Origin of the sequence: Pusillimonas sp. T2, from assembly GCF_002236805.1 — a bacterium.
Lineage (GTDB): Bacteria > Pseudomonadota > Gammaproteobacteria > Burkholderiales > Burkholderiaceae_B > Neopusillimonas.
The window spans coordinates 160,533-182,723 of sequence record NZ_NIQA01000002.1; the positions used below are offsets into that span (position 1 = coordinate 160,533).

A 22,191-nucleotide genomic window follows, 5' to 3' on the forward strand; every position below is an offset into this window, starting at 1 on the left:
CTCTCAGGCTTTGGTTGGAATGGCAGATTGATCTTGGGTATCAACATCGGGCACATCATCAGGCAGGCCGTAATCTGCAGCCCTGGGTAAAGTGCCCCCACCAAATAAAGTCACAAGCAGCTCAAACACGTAAGCCAGTGCCATCAAACCGCAGCCAACCGGTATTGCCATGTAGATCCAGCCGCGCCGAATCGGCAAACTACTACTCATCTGGCCGGTGCCCATGATGAAGCTCGCAAGCTCCCAACCCAGAAACGCGACATAACCCAAGGTAATGGCGCCAACAATTGCGCACAGAATCTGTACCAGCCGGACAACTGGCGACGGCACAATCCGGACGAACACATCAACCGTGATGTGGCGCTGGACCCGGACCAATAGATATGACCCAAGAAACGTCATCCAAACCAAAAGGTATCTGGACAGCTCCTCGCTGCCGATGACAACAAAATCAGCAAAATAACGAGCCACCGCGTTGGCAAAAAGTGCCCCAGTGATAACGAGCAAAGAAATGCCTGCCATAAAGCTGACGACCGCATCACAACCGCGAAGAAGACTGTCCAGAACTCTCATGAAGGATTACCCCTTGTTGATTTCAGCTTCGATGTTTTCCAGAATCTGACGACCGTTGTCGCCGTTCTGGCGGATAAAGAACGCACGCACCTCGGGCAACGTCGCATCACGCAAGCCATTACGCTGTTCGGGTGTCAGCTCAACAATCTCGACGCCTGCAGCTTTCATGCCTGCCATAGCTTTGGCCTCGGCTTTCTTGGTTTCTTCAACAACGACGGCAGCACCACTATCAATGGCCTTTGTCAGCTCGGTACGACACCCTTCGGGCAGTGCGTCGAACCAGGCCTTGGACACCATGAAGATCTGATCAAGGTTGCCGTGATACGTCATGGTCAAGGCTTTTTGAACTTCGTGCAGGCCCATCAGGTAGCTGGTGGACACTGGGTTCTCTTGGGCAACAATCGCCCCGCTTTGCAGTGCGTTGTAAGTCTCGGGGAACGGCATGTCGACAGGGGTCAGACCCAAAGCCTTTTGCTGCTCGATAAGCACAGCTGAGGGCATGACACGGGCGCGCTTGCCACGGAAGTCGGCGGTTGAGCGAAGCGGCTGGTTACCCGTCCATTGCTTGTAGCCGGTGTGCCAGACCTTGACCGAGTAAATACCCTGCTTGTTTGTGGTGTCGAGCAGAGTGCGCACAGCAGGCGAGTTCTGCACCGCCAGCAATTTGTTCAAGTCGCTGGGCCACATGAACGGGAAATCGAAAATACCCATCAGGGGTTGGAAACCAACGAGGAACGAAGCCGGCAATACAACGGCCTCGATCGAGCCAATTTGCATACCTTCGATCAAGTCGGTTGTCGCGCCCAACTGCCCCGCCGGAAACACCTGCGCATCCATGGGGCAGGTTTTAGAGTCTTTCATCATCTGAGCCACATGGTTAGAGGCCAGATCGCGCGGGTCGCCCTTAGGGGCAACGTGACCGATTTTCATGACTGGGTTGGCTGCGTGGGCAGCCGAGCCCATGAGTGCTGCAATAGACAGGGCCAGAACTGCTTTGCCTGCTTTCAGACGGAGTCGTGCGTTTTGTTTCATGTCTAAGCTCCTTGATCGCCGCAATGGGCGTGGACTCCCCCGGCTCCCCCGGGGGAAAGGGGTTAACGATGATCAACCTTTAAGCAATGCGCGCTGGTCAATGCCCAGGACGTCGGTCAGCCAGTCATTGATGCGCTCCTGACCCAGAGTGGGGTTGTCGTGCTGACAATGTTCTGCGCCGGTTTCTTCTTCGCCGACCAGATCCAACGTGACATCGACACCATGTTGCTTGGCGTAGTCGTAGACCTTCTTGGCCTGATCGACACCCAGCACGTCGTAGCCGCCGTGCAAAATGAGGTACGGGCACTTGATCTTGTCGATAACGCCTTCCAGTACAAAATCTTTGCCCTTCTCGAAGGCCTCTTTCATGGACTTGGCGCCAAATACCCAGCGGATGTGGCCAGCCAAACCATGGCTGTCATCGGCAGAGCCCCACAGTTCGTTGACGCTCCAGATGGCGCCATGCGACACCACGGCGGCCAGACGGTGCTCAAACGAAGCGGCCCGCGCGGCGTAGTACCCACCCAAGCTAGAACCACTCATGGCAATGCGCGACGTGTCGACGTCATCGCGGGTTTCGAGGTAATCGATGCATTTGCCTACAGGCACCTCGTAGTCGTAGCGATTCACAATTTTGTGGCGGCGGATCGTGCCGCCCTGGCCTGGGCCGTCAACCATGAGTACCGACATCCCACGCTGAATGGCGCCATGAGCCACCATGAACCACATTTCGTCTTTGAACGAATCAAGGCCGCCAAAGCACATGAGTACAGGCTGGCGAGGCGAAGGGTTGACGGGTGAGCGTAGGAAATAGGCATACAAGAATTTGCCATCCAGATAAGGCACCTGGACTTTTTCCAATTTGGGGTTCAGGTACTGCCCCCATTTTTCTGTGCACGCTTCCAACTTGTCGAAAACCTGCAGACGACGCGGATCTTCACCCTCCAGCCAGAACTCGGCTTCGCGGTAATAATCGACAGCACGCAACCAGCAGTTTTGCGCAGTGACGACATGACCTTTGGCATTTGCCGCATCGCCACGCTCATGATTGCGATCACCAATGTGAAGCCACTCGCGGTACCAGGACTCGGAATCGGAAGGATCGATACGTGCGCCAGCCTGGAAAATTTCACTAATGGCGCCGCCGCCTTCCTGGGTTTCGCCCAAAGCACGGCGAAACTGATAAGACATCCAGGGATAGTCGGGCCATTGGTGCCAACCGTAAGGTTTGTAGTGTGGCTCTTTGCGATCGAGCACTTCGTTAATCAGTTTTTGTTCCATTGAAGGGGTCTCCTGAGCGCCAGGGGCGCATGGTCAAAGTCATCACGCTGCGGCAAACGTACGGATTGCCGCAGGTGCTTTAAAACTCGGGTTTACGTTGGGTTTGAAACCAGTCATGAATTTGCTCGCCGGTGTGAAAGGCAACGTCTTCATGACCAGCGATGTATTTGCACAGCGCGTCGAGTGCGCCAATACGATGCGGCACTCCGGTCAGGTACGGGTGGATGCTGATTGCCATGACACGGGCAGAGTCAGCGCTTTCGGCATACAACTGGTCAAACTGCAATTTGCCGCGCTTGAATAGTTCGTCGGAAGCATGCAATTGCACAGCGCTCATGACGACGTCGTTGATCTCGACCGTGTAGGGCACCGAGGTGATTGGGCCATGTGCCGTTTTGAGGTGCACCGGCTGGTCGTCCAGCACCCAGTCGGCCACGTACTCAATTCCGGCCTCGGCCAGCAAATCGAGGGTGACTTCGGTTTCTGTCAGACCGGGGCTCTCCCAGCCGCGAGGCGGCTTGCCCGTAACCTGACGGATCGCCTCGATGGTGTCGCGAATCGCTGTTTTTTGATCGGGCACTTTGTGCATGGGGCCCTGTAAGAACCCGTGCCCCATGAACTCCCAACCCATATCGTGCGCTGCCTGGGCAATACGCGGATAGGCGGTGCATACCGAACCATTAATGGCCAGTGTCGGTGTAATGTTGTAGCGCTTGAGCACTTCGACAAAACGCCAGAACCCGACACGCATGCCGTATTCGTGCCATGCCCAATTGGGAACGTCAGGCAACAAAGGCTGGCCCATGGGCGGCGGCAGCACGGCCCGCGGCATGGCGTTGGCATGGTGCCAGTGCTCGACGTTAACAATGACCCAAACCGCCATCTTCTTGCCGTTAGGCAAAGACAGTTTGGGACGATCGACAATGGCGCTGTAAGGCGCACGGATCGGGGGTGTTAATTCTCCAGCCATTCGCGTTTCTCCTGATGCACGTTCAACAGATTTATCTTCATAATAAAATCCATTGCCGTATATTCAACTAATTTGAATGACTTGAAAAATTGGTGTTTATACTAATGCCTGTTGAAAACTCTCGATTGACCCGGAATGCGCCCAGTGAACATTCCCGCCCAATTCAAAACGTAACAAAGTGAATACTGCACAAACAAGGAGATCCGCAATGACGGATTCGGCCAAACACCTTGAAAATGACGACAACGAAGATGTTGCGCTGTCAGAAACGCTGGTTGGTGCGCGTATCAGGCACGCACGAATTTCGCGTGGGCTTACCCTGCAACAACTCGCGACCATGGTCGATTGCTCGACCAGCCTGCTGTCAAAAGTTGAAAACCGAAAAGCCAATCCATCCATCCCCATGCTGCATAAAATTTGCCGCGCATTGGGCACCAACATCGCCGCGCTATTTGCATCGCCGGAAGACCGTGACACGGTAGTCGTGCGCGCACACGAACGACCTGTTCTGGCGACCGACCAGATGCACAATGGCATTGGCATTACGCTGGAACGACTCATCCCTGCCCTACCAGGCAATTTGTTGCAGGGCCACATGCATGTGGTTCAGCCTGGCGGCTACAGCGATGGCACGCTCGAACACGAAGGCGAGGAGGTCGGCTATGTCGTTGAGGGCACGCTGGAAATTGTGGTGAACGGAAAGATGTACCTGGTTGAAGCCGGCGACTCGTTTTTCTTTCATTCAGACCTGCCCCACAGTTACCGCAACCCAGGCGAAGTCGTAACCCGCGTTGTCTGGATCAACACGCCCCCAACCTTTTGACCCGCTTTTTAAAAGTTGCCCCACCTTCCAAGGAGCCTTACTGATGACATTGCCACGCGTTAAAGTCGTTGTACTTGGCGGCACAATTACCATGGCGCCCAGCGCTGCACCCGGCATCACCCCCACCCTTACCGGCGACGACCTGCTCGCGCAAATTCCATCGCTCAAAGATGTCGCGCAGCTTGAGGTCTCGACACCCTTCCTGAAGCCTGGCGCATCGCTGACCTTTGAAGACATTGCGGGGTTGGCAAAAGGCTTTGCACAAGATGACGCCAACGGCATCGCCGGCATTGTGGTCGTGCAAGGTACTGACACCATTGACGAAACCAGCTTTCTGATCGACTTGCTTTATGCAGGTGATGCCGGCGTTATCGTGACTGGCGCCATGCGCGGCGCCAGCGCGCTAAGCGCTGACGGCCCCGGTAACCTGTATGCCGCTATCAGCGCTGCCGCCAGCCCCGAAACCCGAGGCATGGGGTGCCTGGTCGCGTTAAACGAAGAGCTGCACGCTGCAGCTTCGGTCGAAAAAATGCACAAAGGCCTGGTGTCATCATTTCAGTCGCCAGATGGCGGCCCCCTGGCGTACTTCCTCGAGAACCGCGTGCGGCTGCTGCGCAAGCCTGTTCGTCGCTCGACCCTCAAACGCCAACCTTCGGCTTTTCCGTCGGTTTGTATCATCAAGCCATGCCTGGACGAGAACCCCGCCTTGCTGAACGCCCTGCCCGCTTTGGGTTATAGCGGCGTGGTCATTGAGGCCATGGGGGTGGGTCATGTGCCGCAACAAGTCCTGGAGGCAATTGACAAGGTGGTCAAAGATATCCCGGTGGTGCTGGCTTCCAGAGTGCCTGGCGGCCCCGTTTACAAAAACACCTATGGCTTTCCCGGGTCGGAAATCGACTTGATCAGTCGTCGCGGATTGATTCCAGCCGGCTGGCTATCGCCCCAAAAAGCACGCCTGCTGCTAACACTTTGCCTGGCCTGCGGTATGAACAAAAGCGATATGGAAGCCGCCTTTGCCCACTTTGATTAAAAGTGGCCAATAACTTACGGACGGCAGGCCCGTTCAGCCTAACCGCTGCAACGGGTCTTGCCGAAAGTAAGTCGACAACAGCGCATACCAGTCGGGATACCAGTGCGCCAAGCCCTGCGGGCTTAGAAAAAACGCTTCGGCACTTACCGCGAAGAACTCGGCCGTATCGGTGGCCGCGTAGGGGTCCAGCGGCAAATGGCTGAAGTAAATCATGGCAGCTTCCGATTCTGGGTCGACGTCGCGCGGAATACTGTCCTCGGCGTCAGTCAACATGTGTTCGAAATGTGACCAGGTATCGTGCAGCACGTCGGCCCACCGTGCCGGCGAAATTTCGGTATGCGATGCAAGGCTGGGCACACCATCAGCGTCGCCGCACTGCAAGTCAAGCTTGTGCACGAACTCATGAATAACAACATTGACCTCGTCGCCGTGGCCCGGCTGAACATCGTGCCAAGACAGCACGAGCGGACCGCCTTCCCAAGCCTCGCCTGAGGCTTCTTCAATATATTCATGCACGACACCTGCCTCATCGACCTCAGTCCGGGGTACCAGAAAGCCGGCCGGATACACGATGATTTCTGTCCAGCCCTCGTAAAGGCGAGGATCAAGCTGCATGACCGGCAAAGCGGCCTGCAACGCAATTGATAGCTGCATCTCGAACGAAAGCGCTAACCCGTGCGCGCCGCAGAACGACTTGCTGGCCAGCACCCAGGCGGTTCTTTGCTTAAGCGCTGCCTCTTCTTGAGCCGATAAGCCACGCAAAAAAGAATGCGCGGCCAGCGCACGTTGCCAGCACGCTGGCGTGAGCCGTGCCATTTGAAAATCAATTTCTTTTTGACGGGCCCCACGCCCACCCAACCAACGAAACACCATGACGCCTGTATTGAATAACGTGAAATTTACCTGGCAGCCTTAAGGTTAACGCGTATCAGGCGTCCTGTGCCGGACCTGAATATCTACTTTTTAAGTATAAAAAATTCAGCTTTCTTTAAACAAAATTTAAGCTGAATTTCAATTTTTATTCAGCCAATTTTCAATGTTGTAAAAGTCGCATAAAAAACAATTGGCTTGGTTTAGAATTCCTGCACCTGAGAATCATTCGCATTATCAATTAATAAGGGTAGGGAAAATAAATGCAGTCATCCATTGCGAAACCATCCAAAACGTCTTTACGCGCGGTGCCATCGCTAGCGCTGGCGCTGGCTTCGTCCGCCGTGTTTGTTCCAACACATGTGTTCGGCCAAGCCGCCGACAACACCCCGGTACTGGCCCCCGTTAAAGTAACGGGCGAGCGCGAACAAGGCAGCTACCAGACCCCCGTAGCGTCGCAGCCCAAGTTCACTGCGCCGTTGCTCGACACACCCAAAACAGTGCAAGTCATTCCCCAGGCGGTCATTCAAGATAGCGCTGCTTCGTCGCTGGAAGATGTGTTGCGTAATGTGCCCGGCATTACTTTTGGTGCAGGCGAAGGCGGTCAACCCCTGGCAGACCGCCCTTTTATTCGCGGCATGTCTTCGGGTAACAACGTTTATGTTGATGGCATCCGCGACCCAGGCGGCCAAACCCGCGAGATTTTCAATCTGGAGTCGGTCGAAGTCATTAAAGGCGCAGATTCGGCATATGGCGGACGCGGCTCAGGTGGCGGCAGCATCAATCTGGCCAGCAAACGCGCCCGTCTGGGCAATTCTGCAGAAGGGTCGTTAGGCTTTGGTACCGATCACTACTTGCGCGGCACCGCCGACGGCAACTGGCAGTTCAATGAAACCTCGGCATTCCGCCTGAGCGTACTGGGCGCCAAAGGCGACGTTGCCGGGCGCGAAGCCGTTGACTACAAAAAGAAAGGCATCGCGCCATCGCTGTCGTTCGGGCTGGGTACGCCAACCCGCGTTACCCTAAGCTATTACCACCTGGAAACCGACGGTATGCCCGACTATGGGGTGCCACTGGCCAGCAAAGCACCTGCCCTGGGCAACGGCAGCGGCATTCTGGATGTAAGCCGAGACGCTTTCTATGGCCTATATGCGCGTGACTATCAAAAAACCAAAGCCGACATCGGTACGGTGGAAATCGAACACGACCTTTCAGACAAACTTACCTTTCGCAACGCAACACGCTATGGCAAAACCCTGAACGACTACGTGGTCACCAACCCCGGCGATGGCACAGTAAAGCTTGACCCAACCACCAATACCTACTGGATGAAACGCGGCACAAAATCGCGCTGGCAAGAATCCACCATGCTGACAAACATCAGCGAACTGTATGGCGAATTTGAAACTGGCAGCCTGAAGCACCGATTTAATGCCGGCGTTGAACTCAGCCGAGAAACCAATGAAAACGCCACCTATAACGTCGCCACGCTGTCGGGCACCACATGCCCAGTGACTGCAGGGTTTGGCGTTGGCGACCGTGATTGCACGCCGTTGCTGTCCCCTAACCCCAACGACCCATGGACAGGCACCATCACCCGCAATGCGCTAAGCCAAGACCTGACATCCACCACGCGCTCGGCCTATCTGCTCGACACTATCGACCTGAACGAGCGCTTTCAGTTGAATGCAGGCTTACGCGTAGACAACTATCGTCTCTCGGGCGATTACACGGCGGGCCGCCCCGCCGTGACGGGTTCTGCAGACGGCGAGTGGACCATGTTCAACTACCAGGTCGGCCTGGTCTACAAGCCGGCCTCAAACGGCAGTATTTATGTTTCGTATGCCACAGCATCGACGCCGCCCACCATTTCTGGCGGCGACCAGGAAAGCCTTGGCGCAGACACATCGAGCCTGAAACCTGAACGCAGCAACACCATCGAGCTGGGGACAAAGTGGGACGTACTCGACAACAAACTAAGCCTGACGGCGGCGATCTTCCAGAACGAGCGTAAAGATGCCCAAATTAATATCGACGCCAACACCACAGCTCAGGCCGGCAAAACACGGGTTCGCGGACTGGAACTGGGGATCTCGGGTCAAATTACCCGAGAATGGAGTGTCTTTGGTGGCTACACCTACATGGACAGCGAATTGCTTAAAGGCAGCTACAACAGCGTTAACGAAGGCGACCCGCTGGCAAATACGCCCAAACACAGCTTGAGCCTGTGGTCGACCTATGACGTCACCCCCGACTTTACCCTGGGCGGCGGTGCCTATTACGTAGGCAAAACCTTTGGCGGCAACCAGAACGGCGCTGGTGGCGGCACCAACAAAGTGTATATGCCTGCCTACTGGCGATTCGATGCAATGGCGTCCTACCAGGTCAACAAGCATCTGAATATACAGTTGAATGCGCTGAATCTGACCGACAAGGAATACTACATTCGCACTAACGGTGTTCATCATGCCGACTTTGGCCCAGGTCGTCAGTTCATCTTGAGTGCCAACATGCGCTACTAAGCGCCTTGCGACACTGACTTGTCATAAACTGCTTTTCTTTAAGGCCCTGGTCCGGGTCGCCTCTAAAACGGGCGACCCGGCTTGTCATTATGATCATTACGATTCCCGATATCCTCACCCCGGAACAGATCGCGACCTGTCGCCAGGCGCTTGCTTCGGCCCATTGGGAGAGCGGTTTGGCAACGGCCGGTCACCTGGCTGCCACGGTCAAAAGCAACGAGCAGTTGCCCTTAGATCACCCGGTGGCGCGGCAACTGGGCGAACTGATTTTGCAAGCACTGTCTGTTCACCCCACGTTCGTTGCGGCCACATTGCCGGCTCGCATTCTGCCGCCACGGTTTAACCGCTATGCAGGCGGCGGCGCTTACGGCAACCATATCGACAATGCCATTTTTGCGGTGCCGGGCACCAGTCAGCGCTTACGCAGCGATATCTCCGCGACTTTGTTCTTTAGTGACCCGGCCGACTACGAAGGCGGTGAACTGGTCATTGAGGACACCTTTGGCACGCAGCACCTGAAACTGCCCGCAGGGCACATGGTGGTGTACCCCAGCAGCAGCCTGCACCGCGTCAACGCTGTCACGCAAGGTGCTCGGCTAGCGGCTTTCTTCTGGGTGCAAAGCCTCGTGCGCGAAGATCATCGTCGGCGTCTACTATGGGACCTGGATCAGTCCATTCAGAGTCTGACACTGCAAAACGCAGAGCCCGCAGAAATTGCGCGATTGACGGGGGTGTATCACAACCTCATTCGCGAGTGGTCGACGCCATGACATCAGCTTCCCTGCTGCCAACGCTAGCCACAATACCGCCAACCATCGCCTCGGTTACCGACTATATTGACTACGCACGCGAACGGGTCACGCCTGCCGCCTGGGCCTATCTAACAGCAGCTGCAGGAGACGGCCTAACAGCGCAAGACAATATCGATGCCCTGCAACGACTCAAGCTATTGCCCAACGCCCTGCAGTCAAGCGCCAACGCATCAACCGCCATCGAACTCTTCGGCACCGCTTTCCCCTACCCGATACTGCTGGCGCCCGTCGCTTACCAAAAGCTGGCTCACCCTGACGGTGAGCTGGCCACAGTACTGGGTGCGTCAGCCGTGCGGGCCGGCATGGTGGTCAGCACCCAGGCCAGTGTCAGCCTGGAAGACATTGCTGCACGTGCCCAAACCCCCTTGTGGTTTCAGCTATACATGCAACCCGTATTCGAAGACACGCTGACGCTAGTGCGCCGGGCCGAATCGGCGGGCTATCGCGCAATTGTGGTCACCGTCGACGCACCCATTAGCGGGCTGCGTAACGAAGAGCAAAGGGCCGCCTTTGTATTGCCGCCCCATATTGCGGCCGTTAATCTACCACCGACCGCGCGGGCGGGTACCGCACAGGCGGTTGCTGGTCAGGCCTTGGCGGGGCCGCTATGCACCCCAACGTCTACTTTTGACGACCTCGCCCGCCTGGTGGCGCACACCCGCCTACCTGTAGTGGCCAAGGGCATTGCGCATGGCGCAGATGCGCGCCGAGCCATAGACGCCGGGTGTGCCGGCATTATTGTGTCGAACCATGGCGGCCGTGTGCTCGACACCCTGCCCGCCGCCATCGACCTGCTACCTGGTGTTGTACAAGCCGTAGGGCCCCAAGTTCCCGTACTGATGGACGGTGGCATACGCCGCGGCACCGACATTTTGAAAGCCTTGGCCCTGGGCGCGCGTGCTGTGCTGATAGGACGGCCCCAGATATACGGCCTGGCGGCCGCTGGCGCCGCAGGTGTGGCCCACGTTTTACACATACTGCGCACCGAACTTGAAATGGCCATGCTGCTGAGCGGTCGGCCCCGTATCGACGCAATTGATGCCTCGGTGCTTTGGGCGTAACACCCAACTTTTGCGTTATCCTGTCAGGCCAACCCATTAAATCGCTTTAAGGATTACTCATGCAAACCGCATCCGCACGTCATATTTTGGTGCAGTCTGAAGACACCGCCAACCAACTGAAAACCGCTATCGAAAATGGCGCCGATTTCGCGCAAGTCGCCAAAGAAAACTCTTTGTGCCCGTCGTCGGCGCAAGGCGGCGAGCTGGGCAGCTTTGGCCGTGGCGCCATGGTCCCCGAATTCGACGCCGTCGTCTTCAGTGCACCGGTTGGCGTTGTACAAGGCCCCGTTAAAACACAATTTGGCTACCACCTGCTCGAAGTCACCGAACGCAACGACTAAGCCTTGTTGCCGCCAGGCCAAAGGCATGCCAAAAACTACGGGCCCTTCGGGGCCCGTAGTTTTTATAACAAAGGCAATGGTGCCAGTACCGTTTGCGGCACCTGCTCCTCGCGTTGCACCTGCTGCTCAAGCAAGCGTCTTGCCCGGACAGCGGCTTCGTCCAGTCGAATCGCCACATTGGGTACCGCGCTGCCATACGCTTCAAGCTGCTTTTGCTGTATCTCGAGCACGACCTGGTCTTCGTCAAACGTTGCCGAAATCGCGGCCTGAATCTTGCCAGTCAATGCCTCATCATCCAGATCGAAATTACGCGCCACCGTCCAGAAGTAATGCGTGCTGGTTTCTGTTTCTGGTGTCAGCAAATGCATGACGTGCATCATATGGGCCTCGTCTTTGGTCTTTTCAACCGGATAGACGCCCACATCGGTCATATTGATGCCCGGCAGCATATTGATGGCGGTTTGCCACCGATGAATAGGCCCATTGTGTTTAAGCACCATAGCGAAAAAGGGTGGCGGATCAATATTTGGCATGTCGCGATGCGCTCGCACCAATCGCTCGCCCTCGATGGTGACTTTAAGCGGGTAATTGGCAATCGACTCCTCTTCATCGTTGCCTATCGTGCGCAAGTGCACATAACTTTCATGGCTTAAATCAAGCAGGTTGTCGTTGACCAACCTGAAGTCACAAGCCAGACGGTGATAGCCGATCGAAGGGGTCCACATGGGGTCATCGTTCCAGTGCACATCAGGGATCAGGTCGTCGCTGGCCAACGCGGCATCACCCATCCAGATCCATAACAAACCGTGCCTAACTCGCAGCGGGTGTGTTTGCGCGCACGCCTTGGCCGGAATCTGTGTCTGCCCGGGAATGTCGGTGCACGCCCCCTGAGCATTAAACCGCATGCCGTGATAGCCACACTGCAGTTCGTCGCCCACTCGGCGCCCTTTGGACAAGGGCATCAGCCGGTGCGGGCACAGATCGCGCAGCGCGCTGACCTGCCCATCTGACGTACGAAACATAACCACCGGTTGACCCAGAAAGGTACGGGCAACAAAAGGCGCCTGATCGAGCTCGTGCGTAAAACCCGCCACGTACCAAACATTCTTCAACCAATTCATGGTTACTCCTTACCCATGTCTTTGACGGCGTCGAACTTGTCGAAATCAATCGCGACGGGCTGGCCATCGACCATTTCAACTTTGCGCACATAAACGGTATTGATCACGTCGCGTGTGTCTGGGTCGATGGCAATTGTGCCTCGGGGGCTTGGCAGCGCCAGTCCCTTCATGGCGTCAACCAGACGGGTGCCGTCGACATCGCCACCGGTTTTCTTGAGCGCTTCGTAAATAACCGCCATGCCATCGTAGGCGCCGACAGCCAGATAATTAGGCAATGTTTTATCACCTGCGACCTCTTTGTAAGCCTTCAAAAAGGCCTGATTCTGAGGCGTCTGATTGGACGGTGTGTAGAAGCCGCCCGAGATGGCGCCTACCGAGGCATTGCCCGCCGCGCGAAGGACGTCAGGATCAACCCACCCTTCGGGAGAAATCAGCTTGATGCCGGCATCGCTCAGGCCCTTTTCCGCCCAAGACTTGTAGTACAGGATAACGGGCTCACCCACCGGAAGAAACGAAAAGACCGCATCTGGCTTTTGGTCTTTAATGCGCTGCATGAAAGGGCCATAATCGAAGCTGGTGATAGGTAGCGCGACTTCACCGACGATATTGCCACCAGCTTCGGTAAACGCTTTCTTGAACCACTTTGCCGCTTCGTGGCCAGGCGCAAAATCGGCCACACTAATGTAAACATTTTTCAGGCCTTGCTTGGCAGCCCATTCACCCATGGGGTAAGACGTTTGGGCTGTCGTGAACGAAGTACGCACAATGTAAGGCGAGCGCGCCGTAATAATCGACGTGGCGGCATTCATGACAACCATGGGTACTTTGGCCTGTGTCGCCAATGGCGCCACGGCCAGCGCACTAGGCGTAAAGTCGAAACCGGCCAGCACATTCACCTTGTCGGCGGTAATCAGCTCTTGCGCCGCACGTTTGGCCACCTCGGGGTTGGGCCCCGCCGTATCACGATAAATAACCTTGATTTTTTTGCCGGCCACTTCGTCGCCGTGTACTTTCATGTAGGCGTTGATACCCGCCTGCAACTGCTGACCGCCGACGGCATATACGCCGGTCATTGACGTGACAACCCCGATACGCAGCTCTTCAGCCGACTGTGCCTGCACGAAAGGTACGCCTGCCAGCGCCGTAGCGACCAGCCATTTTTTTAATTGCATTTTTGTCTCCTTTGGTTTTTATATAGATACTGCTTTGTCTACCACCCCCTGTCAGGGCACGCCAGCGGCGTCGTACAACCACGACAGGCTTTCGTAGCCCTGCTCGTCGTTTCGTGACTGAAGCATCAGGTTGCGCAACTCACGTTTGACGCCATCGGCGTGATAAACCTCGCCATACAGTCGTGCCGTCAGCTGAACACGCCCAGTGCGCAAATAACGTTTATTTTGGTAACTCAGCAGCGCAGCGGGAACATCATCGCCACTGTCCAAAGCATCGGCCAAACACACCGCATCTTCCATGGCCATGGCGGCGCCCTGCGCCAGATACTGCAGCATGGGGTGTGCCGCGTCACCCAACAAGGCCACCCGCCCTTGCGTCCAGGTCTTGACTGGCTCGCGGTCGCACAACACCCACATACGCCAGGTTTCAATTTTTGAAAGCATCTGACGCACAGGCTCGCAATTTGCGGCAAACCGGCGGTGCAGTTCTTCGGGGTCGGCAGACGCGTCCCAACCTTCGACATAACGGTCACTATGAAAAACCGCCACTAGGTTGTAAAGCTCGCCGCAACGCAGCGGATACTGCACCAAGTGATTTTTGGGCCCGGCCCATAACACCATGTCATTGCGACGCAAATGGGCTGGGACTTCTTCGGTGGGCAACACGGCACGGTAGGCAATGTGCCCCGACACGCGAGGCGGACCGTCTTGCAGCATTTGTGCGCGAATCCGCGACCACAAGCCATCGCATCCAATCAATGCATCGCCGGTGTAAGACACCCCTGACTCGGCATAAACAGTGACCTTATCGCCATGCGCCTCGTAGCGGTCGACCTTGCAACCCGTATGCATTTCAATGCCCGCCTGCGCCTCACAGGCCTTGACCAGCGCCATGTGCAGGTCAGCTCTGTAAATAACGCCATAGGGCTTGCCGAACCGATCGACAAAAGGCTGGCCCATGCGCATGCTGGTCACCTGCTCGCCCGTCAGACCATCCATCATGACGAGGTGGTCGGGATAGACGACCGTCTTTGCGACCTCAGCCGTAATGCCGAGTTTGTCGAACATGCGAAAGGCGTTCGGCCCAAGCTGTATGCCCGCGCCAATCTCGCGCAGGGCGTCGGCCTGTTCGAGCAAAAGTACGCGCCGCCCTTTACGGGCCAGCATCAGTGCAACAGCACAGCCCCCGATACCGCCCCCCACGACCAACACTGTGTCGTGATCTTGTCGAACTGCAGAACTCATGAATGCATCTCCTTTCTGATGCATTGTCTTTCAGACCAAACTCTTACTCAATATAATGACTTTAATAATTTCAATTAATTTTAATTATGGAAAAGCTGGCCAATATCGACCTGCGGTTGCTGCAGCTGTTCGATGCGATCTATCAGACCAAGAACTTGTCCAGAGCAGCAGAAATGCTGGACTTGACCCAGCCGGCGGTTAGCCTGGCGCTGGGCCGTCTGCGCAAACATTTTGACGATCCGCTGTTTGTACGCGTAGGCGGCAGCATGACGCCCACACCCACAGCCGACCAGCTTCAAGACATGGTGGCCAACGCCATTGCATTGCTTGAAGCGACGCTGAGTTACCAGCCGCACTTCAATCCGCAAAACGACCATCGCGAGTTTCGGATTGCCATGACGGACATCGGCCAAATTGTTGTTCTGCCGGCCATTTTGAACACGCTGCGCGACGTTGCACCCAATATTCAGCTAGACGTGCAAACCATTACACACGCCTTGCCCGAGCAACTGCAACATGGCGAAATCGATATCGCGCTTGGCTTTATCCCCGATATGGACGGGCGGTTCGTGCAAGAAAGCTTGTTCGAAGAAGGGTTTGCCTGCTTGGTGCGCCAAGGGCACCCCCGTATCAATCAAACCATGACACCGGACGACTACGCGCGAGAAGACCACGTCATAGTGACTACATCGGGCACCGGCCACCTGATTATCGAACGCAGCCTGAAACGCCTGGGTATCGATCGCAAAGTCGGTGTGCGGATCCCCAACTTTTTAGGGTTGGGTACAGTTGTGGGCAACAGCGACATGATCGCCACCTTACCCCGCCGCGCTGCGGCCGAACTGGGTAAGGCTTATGGGGTACAGGTCATGCCGCCTCCGGTCAGCCTACCCTCTTACCATGTGCGCCAACACTGGCACGAACGCATGCAACGCGACCCGGCGCACTCGTGGCTGCGACGCATGATCAGCGCGATCTTCAGAGCCGCCTAAATTTTTGACTTTAAAAGCTGCTATGTGCTGGGGAGGCCGCAACAAGGGTGCACCTCAGCCGTTTTACGCCGGTCACCTTGCCTTCAGCCAGGCGCACAGGCCATTGCCGGCCCACACCCCCTGGGCCAGGCAGGCCGTGAGCAAATAACCGCCGGTCGGCGCCTCCCAATCAAGCATCTCCCCGGCGACAAAAACGCCTGGCATGGCTTTCAGCATTAAGGCGTCGTCTACCGCATCAGCCGCAACACCACCGGCCGTGCTGATCGCCTCGGCCATCGGCCTGGGCGATAACAATTTGATGGGCAGCGCCTTGATAGCCTGCGCCAGTTGCATGGGGTCGGCCAACGACGTTTTGTCGAGCACTTCGTAAAGCAGGGCCGACTTGACCCCAGTGATCCCAACCCGACTTTGCAGATGGCTGGATAACGACCTGGATCCGCGCGGACGTGCCAGCTCGTTGAACAATGCATCAATCGACCGGTCGGGCGCCAAATCTGCGTAAACCGTAATCGCACCTTCTTGCAAGATCACGTCACGCAATGGCGCCGAAAGGGCATAAATCAGATTGCCCTCGACGCCGGTTTCGGTCACCACGAACTCCCCACGCCGGGTATGCGTTGTACCCAACGTGTCGGTAAAGGTAAGCGCCACGGCTTTAAGCTGCGCGCCGGCAAATTTGGCACGCAAATGCGGCGTCCAGCTCACGTTGAACCCGCAATTGGCGCTTTGCAACGGGGCAATGTTTACACCCTTTTCTTGCAACAAGGGGACCCAGGCCGCGTCGGCGCCCAGTTGCGGCCAACTCGCGCCCCCAAGGGCCAACAGCGTTGCCCTGGCCTTCACACGCAGCTCACCCGAAGGCGTCGTAAAACAAAGGTCATCGTCCACCCATCCTTGCCATCGATGCCGCAACTTGAACGTGACGCCCTTGTCGTGCAAGCGCTGCAACCAAGCCCGCATTAGCGGCGCAGCCTTCATCTGAACTGGAAACACTTTGCCGGAGGAGCCCTCAAAGGTCTCAATGCCCAGGCCTTGCGCCCAACGCCGAACATCTGTTGGCGTAAACGCGTCGAGCATAGGCTGGAGCCAAGGCTGCCGATCACCGTAACGTGAGCAAAACTGTTCGTACGCCTCGGCATGTGTGATGTTCAGCCCGCCCACTCCGGCCCGCAAAAACTTGCGCCCTAGCGATGGCTTGGCCTCGAATACTGCTACCGACAAACCCGCAGCTGAAATAACTTCGGCCGCCATAAGCCCTGCCGGGCCGGCACCAATAATGGCAACATCAAATGAAAGCGGATCAGGCATAGACTGACTAAAAACAAAATGGGCAATGAATTGAGACGCACTGCGACGCACCTGCCGAACGCACAGATGACGGCAACGCGACCGCCCCGATAGTAACGGTTTGGCATGAAAAAAGCCGGAGCACCTTACGGCGCCCCGGCTAAACACAGCCACCAGGAGGATTAAACAGTCAGATAGGTACGGCGCACATTTTCGTTGGCAGCGAGCGCCTCGATAGTGTCTTGATAAACAATCTGGCCTTTTTCAAGCACATAGGCCCGGTCAGACACCAGTTCTGCAAAGTGCATATTTTGCTCGGACAGCAAAATACTGACCCCTTGCTTCTTAAGCTCAAGAATCATGTGCGCCATTTGCTCGACAATTACCGGCGCCACGCCTTCGGAAGGCTCGTCAAGCAATACCAGAAACGGGTTACCCATCAGCGCCCGAGACACCGTCAACATTTGTTGCTCACCCCCGCTCATGCGGCCGCCCGGACGCTGCGGCATCTCACCCAGGTTAGGAAACAGTTTGAACAAACGCTCCGGCGTCCACTCGGGTGCGGCGACGCCATCGGGCCATGCACGCGGCGCCTGGCGGCCCACCGCGAGGTTCTCCATGACCGTTAAATCGGTAAAGACGCGGCGGTCTTCGGGTACAAAGGCCAAGCCCATACGTGCTGCATGATAGGGTTCGGTACGAGAAATATCGCTGCCCATAAACGAGATCTGGCCACGACGTTTTTCTAGCATGCCCATAATCGCTTTAAGGGTCGTAGATTTGCCCGCGCCATTACGCCCCATTAGCGCAACGACCTCACCCCGCCTGACTTCAAGGTCGAGGTCATACAAAATTTGTGCGGCCCCATACCAGGCCACCAGCCCGCGTGCTTCAAGAAGAACTTCAGACTTACTCATGCCGGCTCCTGCGCTTGCACTTCTTTTTCAAAGGTTTTACCCGTCCCGAAATACACTTCTTGTACCTTGGGGTGGTCCCTGATCTCCAATGGTTTACCTTCGGCAATCAGCCGCCCGCGCGCCAAAACAATCATGCGATCGGCATACGCAAAGACAACGTCCATGCTGTGTTCGGTAAACAGCACGGCCATGCCACGCTCAACCACCAAGCGTTTGGTCAGCGCCATCAGGTCGTTACGTTCTTTGGGCGCCATGCCCGCTGTGGGTTCGTCCATCAGCAGTAACTTGGGGCTATTGGCAATGGCCACAGCCAGCTCAACGCGCTTGACGTCGCCGTAAGCCAGTTCGCTGCAGGCTCTGTCGGCCTGGGCCGCCATGCCCACCTGGTCAAGCAACTCAAGCGCCTCGGTACGCTTGTGCCCCGCAGCGCGGCGCCAAGTAGACAGCAGCCGGTTATCGGCCGATAACAGCGCCATTTGCACGTTTTCGACGACGGTAAAAGACGAAAACGTTTCCGCAATCTGGAAGGTTCGGCCAACGCCCAGCCGCCAAATATCGCGCGGCGGCTTACCAATGAGCTCGTGACCATCTAGCTTGATGGAGCCACGATCGGCTTTCAATTGGCCATTGACCATGTTGAAGGTCGTGGACTTGCCCGCCCCATTCGGGCCAATAAGCGCCAGCAGCTCGCCGGCGTGCAAATTAAAGTTAATGCCATCGACCGCCTTGACGCCGCCGAACGACTTACCCAGGCCGTTTACTGTAAGCAAACTCATGACCGTGCTCCTTCAAGACCTACCGCAGGCTTGACACCACGGTTTTGAATATTTGACACCAGTTGCTTGAGCGTACCGGCAATACCCTGCGGGAACAGCAACACAAGAATCAGGATGATGCCGCCCAACATGGCGCGCCAGAACTCTGTATTGCGCGCGACCGTGTCGTGCAACCAGGTAAAGGACACCGCACCCACGACCGGCCCCATCAGGTTTTGCATGCCGCCCAGCAATACCATGACCAGGCCGTCAATAGACCGGTTCACGTGCAGGGTTTCGGGGGCAATACTGCCCTTCGAGAAAGCAAACAATGCGCCGGCCAAACCTGCAACGACACCTGCCAGGACAAAGCCATACCAATGGATTTTCTTGACGTCGATACCAATGGCGTCGGCTCGAAGGAATGAGTCACGCCCTGCCCGCATGGCATACCCAAAGGGTGAAAACAATACGCGGCGCAGCCACATAATGCCCAGCACAACCAGCGTCAGGACCAGGTAGTAGTAGACCGTTTTATTCGACAACCACTCGGAAGGCCAGATACCGGTCAAGCCGTTACTGCCGCCGGTGAAGTCGTCCCACTGGAAGCAGATGGCCCAGGTAATTTGCGCCACAGCCAACGTCAGCATGGCCAAATACACGCCAGACAACCGCACACAGAACCAGCCGTAGAAGAATGCCCCCAGACCAGCAATGACCGGACCGACAATCAGCGCCATCTCCATGGGCAGACCTGCGGCCTGTACCAGCAACGCCGCACCGTAAGCCCCAAGACCAAAGTAAGCAGCGTGACCGAATGAGTGCATCCCCCCAGGGCCCATGATGAAGTGCAAACTGGTGGCAAACAACGCTGCGATGAGAATGTCGATCATCAAAACGGTGATGTAAGGCGCACTGGAAAAAATCCCGGGGGTAGCGACCAGGAACAGCAGGACAATGCCAATACCGATCTTGAAGATTTTCGAGCCCGGCAACAAAGGCATTTCGCCATCGTTGTTTTTATGACCCGCCGCTTGCGGTCGGCCAAACAAACCCCAGGGCCGTAAAACAAGCACCACGGCCATGACCAAGAACTCAACCACCAGCGTCAGCTTCGAGAACGAAATCGTCAAACCGAATATTTCGACCAAGCCAAGCCACATACAGATCGCTTTCAGTTCGGCGATAAGCAACGCGGCAACATAGGCGCCGGTAATCGACCCCATACCCCCCACCACGACGATCACGAACGCCGCACCAATAATGTGGATGTCCATTTCAAGGTTGGCCGGTTCACGAGGCAACTGCAGGGCCCCACCTAATGCGGCAAGCGCAGCTCCGAGGGCGAACACTGCCGTAAACAGCCAGGCCTGATTAATACCCAGGGCGCTGACCATGCCGCGGTCTTGTGTGGCCGCGCGCACCAACGTCCCCCAGTGGGTTTTGGTCAACAACAACCAAAGCAAGCCAAGCACAATCGGGCCAATAAGAATCAGGAAAATATCGTACTGCGGGAAGTTGCGACCCAGAATTTCAATGGACCCTTCCAGCCCCGGCACACGTGGTCCCAATAGCTCTTCGGGCCCCCAGTACCACAGCACAGCGTCTCGCACCATGAGCGCCACCGCAAAGGTGGCCAGCAGCTGGAACAGCTCAGGCGCGTGATAGATGCGACGCAACAGAAATATTTCGATCAGGGCGCCAAACACCCCCACCAAAAGCGCCGCGGCGACAACAGACACCCAAAAGCCCAATGCGCTTTCAAAGGTCATGACCAAAGAATAGGCAACGTAGATGCCCACCATGTAGAACGAGCCATGCGCAAAGTTGACGATGCGCGTAACGCCGAATATGAGCGACAGCCCTGCGGCCACCAGGAACAGCGACGATGCGCCGGCCAGGCCGTTCAGCAACTGCACAATAAACCCTGAGAAATCCATAACAACTCGCAGCAGGTAATTTTTAGTGGCGGGTAACGCGCCGATAAAGAGCGCGTTACCCGGTAAGGCCGCCTTTTACTGAATACGCCTGACTAATCAGTTAGCGTGCGTGGCGGCTCTTCTGGATGACTTCAATCGGCCTTGCGAAGTGACTTCACATAATCGTCTGAAGGCTGAAGCTTCTCACCGGGGATGTACTCACCGGTCGGCATGACGCCCTTACGGTTTTCTACAGCCAGGCGGCCTACGTAAATGCCCATCATCGACTGGTTATCGAGCTCGCGGAAATACGTAGGTCCAAACGGCGTGTTGAACTCGAGCCCTTTGAATGCCTTGATTAACGCTTCGGTATCGGTAGAGCCTGCCTTTTCGATACCTGCGGCCAATGCCATGACCGTGGCATAACCAATGATGGAATTCAGGCGTGGGTAATCGTCATATTTCTTCTGATAGGCGTCGATAAACGCACGATGCTCTGCCGTATCAATGGTCTTGTAAGGATAGCCAGTAACAATCCAGCCCTCAGGTGCGTCGCCACGCAATGGGTCCAGGTACTCGGGCTCGCCGGTCAGCAAGCTGACCACTTCGCGGCCTTCGAACAGACCACGGGTTTTACCTTCACGTGCAAACTTGGTCAGGTCTGGCCCAAACAAAACGTTGAAAATGGCGTCGGGCTTGGCGTCTTCAAGCGCTTGCACGGCTGGGCCGGCATCCAGACGGCCAAACGGCGGCGCTTGTTCGGCCACAAACTCTACATCGGGCTGCAAACGCTTCAATTCGGACTTAAACGACGCAACGGCGGCCTGACCGTACTCGTAGTTGGGGTAAATCAGGGCCCAGCGCTTTTTGTTCAGTGCTGCGGCGGCGGGCGCTACGGATGCAGACAGTGCATGCGTACCCGCGCGCAAGCGATAGGTATAACGGTTGCCATTGTCCCAGACCACCTTGTCGCTTAACGGGCCGGATGCCAGGAAGAAACGCTTGCGCTGCTTGGCAAAGTCTGTGACAGCCAACCCGACGTGCGACAGCGTCACACCCGTCAAAATATCAACTTGCTCGCGCGAAATCAGTTCTTCGGCAATACGAACGGCATCGCCTGCGTTGGCGTTGTCATCACGAAAGATGGTTTCAAGCTGCTTGCCCAGCACACCACCCTTGGCATTGACCTGCTCTTGGGCCAACAACCACCCCTTTTTGTAGGGCTCAAGGTTGGCCGGCAACGCTTTGTAACTATTGATCTCGCCGATCAGGATCTTGTCGCCGGCTGAAAATGCCGACCCCGAAAAGGCACTGAGCCCCATTGCCATTGCTGCAGCAACAGTGATTTGTTTTAACAACTTCATTACTTTTCTCCCGAAAACTCTGATGAGCCGGTTAGGCACGTAATACAGCAATTACCAATGGCCTGTTGCGAACACCTGGCATTGAGGCCACAAACTCGAAACCT

Annotated in this window: 20 protein-coding genes; 7 read left to right on the forward strand and 13 right to left on the reverse strand. The window is 56.3% G+C overall.

What is annotated here, in order from left to right:
* Positions 1–3 precede the first annotated feature (3 nt).
* The 4 genes from PuT2_RS03880 to PuT2_RS03895 all read right to left on the reverse strand — a co-directional run bounded on the left by PuT2_RS03880 (position 4) and on the right by PuT2_RS03895 (position 3,856).
* Positions 4–573, reverse strand: a complete 570-nt coding sequence (locus PuT2_RS03880) for a TRAP transporter small permease (protein ID WP_093969719.1) — start codon at positions 571–573, stop codon at positions 4–6.
* 6 nt (positions 574–579) lie between these two features.
* Positions 580–1,605: a TRAP transporter substrate-binding protein gene (locus PuT2_RS03885; protein WP_093969720.1), complete on the reverse strand. Its 1,026-nt coding sequence runs from the start codon at positions 1,603–1,605 to the stop codon at positions 580–582.
* A 72-nt stretch (positions 1,606–1,677) separates the two neighbouring features.
* The gene (locus tag PuT2_RS03890) at positions 1,678–2,886 is read right to left on the reverse strand and encodes a S9 family peptidase (RefSeq protein ID WP_093969721.1); all 1,209 of its coding nucleotides are present in this window, start codon (positions 2,884–2,886) and stop codon (positions 1,678–1,680) included.
* Positions 2,887–2,965: 79 nt separating this feature from the next.
* Positions 2,966–3,856, reverse strand: coding sequence for a polysaccharide deacetylase family protein (locus tag PuT2_RS03895; protein WP_093969722.1), 891 nt, complete (start codon positions 3,854–3,856; stop codon positions 2,966–2,968).
* Between the two features lie 208 nt (positions 3,857–4,064).
* Between PuT2_RS03895 and PuT2_RS03900 the strand changes: the two genes are divergently transcribed.
* Both PuT2_RS03900 and PuT2_RS03905 read left to right on the forward strand, forming a co-directional pair.
* A complete protein-coding gene (locus PuT2_RS03900; protein WP_093969723.1) occupies positions 4,065–4,679 on the forward strand; it encodes a cupin domain-containing protein in 615 nt (204 codons plus the stop codon).
* A 43-nt stretch (positions 4,680–4,722) separates the two neighbouring features.
* Entirely contained in the window at positions 4,723–5,709 is a 987-nt protein-coding gene (locus PuT2_RS03905) for an asparaginase (protein ID WP_093969724.1), read from the forward strand.
* A gap of 33 nt (positions 5,710–5,742) precedes the next feature.
* On the opposite strand, the gene PuT2_RS03910 is transcribed toward PuT2_RS03905, so the two are convergent.
* Positions 5,743–6,579 (reverse strand): zinc-dependent peptidase, encoded by an 837-nt coding sequence (locus PuT2_RS03910; RefSeq protein ID WP_093970062.1) that lies wholly within the window; start codon positions 6,577–6,579, stop codon positions 5,743–5,745.
* 263 nt (positions 6,580–6,842) lie between these two features.
* On the opposite strand from PuT2_RS03910, the gene PuT2_RS03915 reads away from it, so the two are divergent.
* The 4 genes from PuT2_RS03915 to PuT2_RS03930 all read left to right on the forward strand — a co-directional run bounded on the left by PuT2_RS03915 (position 6,843) and on the right by PuT2_RS03930 (position 11,315).
* Complete coding sequence (locus tag PuT2_RS03915; RefSeq protein ID WP_093969725.1) at positions 6,843–9,101, forward strand: TonB-dependent siderophore receptor; 2,259 nt, start codon at positions 6,843–6,845, stop codon at positions 9,099–9,101.
* An 89-nt stretch (positions 9,102–9,190) separates the two neighbouring features.
* Positions 9,191–9,871: a Fe2+-dependent dioxygenase gene (locus PuT2_RS03920; protein ID WP_093969726.1), complete on the forward strand. Its 681-nt coding sequence runs from the start codon at positions 9,191–9,193 to the stop codon at positions 9,869–9,871.
* Positions 9,868–10,974, forward strand: coding sequence for an alpha-hydroxy acid oxidase (locus PuT2_RS03925; RefSeq protein WP_093970063.1), 1,107 nt, complete (start codon positions 9,868–9,870; stop codon positions 10,972–10,974). Before PuT2_RS03920 ends, PuT2_RS03925 begins: the two co-directional genes overlap by 4 nt.
* A 59-nt stretch (positions 10,975–11,033) precedes the next feature.
* Positions 11,034–11,315: a peptidylprolyl isomerase gene (locus tag PuT2_RS03930; RefSeq protein ID WP_093969727.1), complete on the forward strand. Its 282-nt coding sequence runs from the start codon at positions 11,034–11,036 to the stop codon at positions 11,313–11,315.
* Positions 11,316–11,377: 62 nt separating this feature from the next.
* Here PuT2_RS03930 and PuT2_RS03935 read toward each other — a convergent pair whose 3' ends face one another.
* The 3 genes from PuT2_RS03935 to PuT2_RS03945 are packed head-to-tail and all read right to left on the reverse strand — an operon-like array spanning position 11,378 to position 14,853.
* A complete protein-coding gene (locus tag PuT2_RS03935) occupies positions 11,378–12,436 on the reverse strand; it encodes an aromatic ring-hydroxylating dioxygenase subunit alpha (RefSeq protein ID WP_093969728.1) in 1,059 nt (352 codons plus the stop codon).
* A 2-nt stretch (positions 12,437–12,438) separates the two neighbouring features.
* Positions 12,439–13,608 carry an ABC transporter substrate-binding protein gene (locus tag PuT2_RS03940; protein WP_093969729.1) on the reverse strand — a complete coding sequence of 390 codons (1,170 nt, stop codon included), beginning with the start codon at positions 13,606–13,608 and terminating at the stop codon, positions 12,439–12,441.
* A gap of 51 nt (positions 13,609–13,659) precedes the next feature.
* On the reverse strand, positions 13,660–14,853 hold the full coding sequence (locus PuT2_RS03945; RefSeq protein ID WP_093969730.1) for a 3-hydroxybenzoate 6-monooxygenase: 1,194 nt from the start codon (positions 14,851–14,853) through the stop codon (positions 13,660–13,662).
* Between the two features lie 86 nt (positions 14,854–14,939).
* On the opposite strand from PuT2_RS03945, the gene PuT2_RS03950 reads away from it, so the two are divergent.
* Complete coding sequence (locus PuT2_RS03950; protein ID WP_093969731.1) at positions 14,940–15,845, forward strand: LysR family transcriptional regulator; 906 nt, start codon at positions 14,940–14,942, stop codon at positions 15,843–15,845.
* Between the two features lie 72 nt (positions 15,846–15,917).
* Here the strand turns inward: PuT2_RS03950 and PuT2_RS03955 are convergent, their stop codons facing one another.
* The 5 genes from PuT2_RS03955 to PuT2_RS03975 form a co-directional block, all read right to left on the reverse strand.
* Positions 15,918–17,153 (reverse strand): TIGR03862 family flavoprotein, encoded by a 1,236-nt coding sequence (locus tag PuT2_RS03955; protein ID WP_093970064.1) that lies wholly within the window; start codon positions 17,151–17,153, stop codon positions 15,918–15,920.
* A 161-nt stretch (positions 17,154–17,314) separates the two neighbouring features.
* The gene (locus PuT2_RS03960; RefSeq protein ID WP_093969732.1) at positions 17,315–18,049 is read right to left on the reverse strand and encodes an ABC transporter ATP-binding protein; all 735 of its coding nucleotides are present in this window, start codon (positions 18,047–18,049) and stop codon (positions 17,315–17,317) included.
* Entirely contained in the window at positions 18,046–18,825 is a 780-nt protein-coding gene (locus PuT2_RS03965; RefSeq protein ID WP_093969733.1) for an ABC transporter ATP-binding protein, read from the reverse strand. Before PuT2_RS03965 ends, PuT2_RS03960 begins: the two co-directional genes overlap by 4 nt.
* Positions 18,822–20,744, reverse strand: a complete 1,923-nt coding sequence (locus PuT2_RS03970) for an ABC transporter permease (RefSeq protein ID WP_093969734.1) — start codon at positions 20,742–20,744, stop codon at positions 18,822–18,824. The genes PuT2_RS03965 and PuT2_RS03970 overlap by 4 nt, the downstream gene beginning before the upstream one ends.
* 131 nt (positions 20,745–20,875) lie before the next feature.
* Positions 20,876–22,087, reverse strand: a complete 1,212-nt coding sequence (locus PuT2_RS03975; RefSeq protein WP_093969735.1) for an ABC transporter substrate-binding protein — start codon at positions 22,085–22,087, stop codon at positions 20,876–20,878.
* Between the last annotated feature and the right edge of the window lie 104 nt (positions 22,088–22,191).

What these genes read in the sequence shown, in the direction of transcription:
- PuT2_RS03880 (WP_093969719.1), bottom strand. Translation starts at nt 573, where the DNA reads ATGAGAGTTCTGGACAGTCTTCTTCGCGGTTGTGATGCGGTCGTCAGC.
- PuT2_RS03885 (WP_093969720.1), bottom strand. Translation starts at nt 1,605, where the DNA reads ATGAAACAAAACGCACGACTCCGTCTGAAAGCAGGCAAAGCAGTTCTG.
- PuT2_RS03890 (WP_093969721.1), bottom strand. Translation starts at nt 2,886, where the DNA reads ATGGAACAAAAACTGATTAACGAAGTGCTCGATCGCAAAGAGCCACAC.
- PuT2_RS03895 (WP_093969722.1), bottom strand. Translation starts at nt 3,856, where the DNA reads ATGGCTGGAGAATTAACACCCCCGATCCGTGCGCCTTACAGCGCCATT.
- PuT2_RS03900 (WP_093969723.1), top strand. Translation starts at nt 4,065, where the DNA reads ATGACGGATTCGGCCAAACACCTTGAAAATGACGACAACGAAGATGTT.
- PuT2_RS03905 (WP_093969724.1), top strand. Translation starts at nt 4,723, where the DNA reads ATGACATTGCCACGCGTTAAAGTCGTTGTACTTGGCGGCACAATTACC.
- PuT2_RS03915 (WP_093969725.1), top strand. Translation starts at nt 6,843, where the DNA reads ATGCAGTCATCCATTGCGAAACCATCCAAAACGTCTTTACGCGCGGTG.
- PuT2_RS03920 (WP_093969726.1), top strand. Translation starts at nt 9,191, where the DNA reads ATGATCATTACGATTCCCGATATCCTCACCCCGGAACAGATCGCGACC.
- PuT2_RS03925 (WP_093970063.1), top strand. Translation starts at nt 9,868, where the DNA reads ATGACATCAGCTTCCCTGCTGCCAACGCTAGCCACAATACCGCCAACC.
- PuT2_RS03930 (WP_093969727.1), top strand. Translation starts at nt 11,034, where the DNA reads ATGCAAACCGCATCCGCACGTCATATTTTGGTGCAGTCTGAAGACACC.
- PuT2_RS03935 (WP_093969728.1), bottom strand. Translation starts at nt 12,436, where the DNA reads ATGAATTGGTTGAAGAATGTTTGGTACGTGGCGGGTTTTACGCACGAG.
- PuT2_RS03940 (WP_093969729.1), bottom strand. Translation starts at nt 13,608, where the DNA reads ATGCAATTAAAAAAATGGCTGGTCGCTACGGCGCTGGCAGGCGTACCT.
- PuT2_RS03945 (WP_093969730.1), bottom strand. Translation starts at nt 14,853, where the DNA reads ATGAGTTCTGCAGTTCGACAAGATCACGACACAGTGTTGGTCGTGGGG.
- PuT2_RS03950 (WP_093969731.1), top strand. Translation starts at nt 14,940, where the DNA reads ATGGAAAAGCTGGCCAATATCGACCTGCGGTTGCTGCAGCTGTTCGAT.
- PuT2_RS03955 (WP_093970064.1), bottom strand. Translation starts at nt 17,153, where the DNA reads ATGCCTGATCCGCTTTCATTTGATGTTGCCATTATTGGTGCCGGCCCG.
- PuT2_RS03960 (WP_093969732.1), bottom strand. Translation starts at nt 18,049, where the DNA reads ATGAGTAAGTCTGAAGTTCTTCTTGAAGCACGCGGGCTGGTGGCCTGG.
- PuT2_RS03965 (WP_093969733.1), bottom strand. Translation starts at nt 18,825, where the DNA reads ATGAGTTTGCTTACAGTAAACGGCCTGGGTAAGTCGTTCGGCGGCGTC.
- PuT2_RS03970 (WP_093969734.1), bottom strand. Translation starts at nt 20,744, where the DNA reads ATGGATTTCTCAGGGTTTATTGTGCAGTTGCTGAACGGCCTGGCCGGC.
- PuT2_RS03975 (WP_093969735.1), bottom strand. Translation starts at nt 22,087, where the DNA reads ATGAAGTTGTTAAAACAAATCACTGTTGCTGCAGCAATGGCAATGGGG.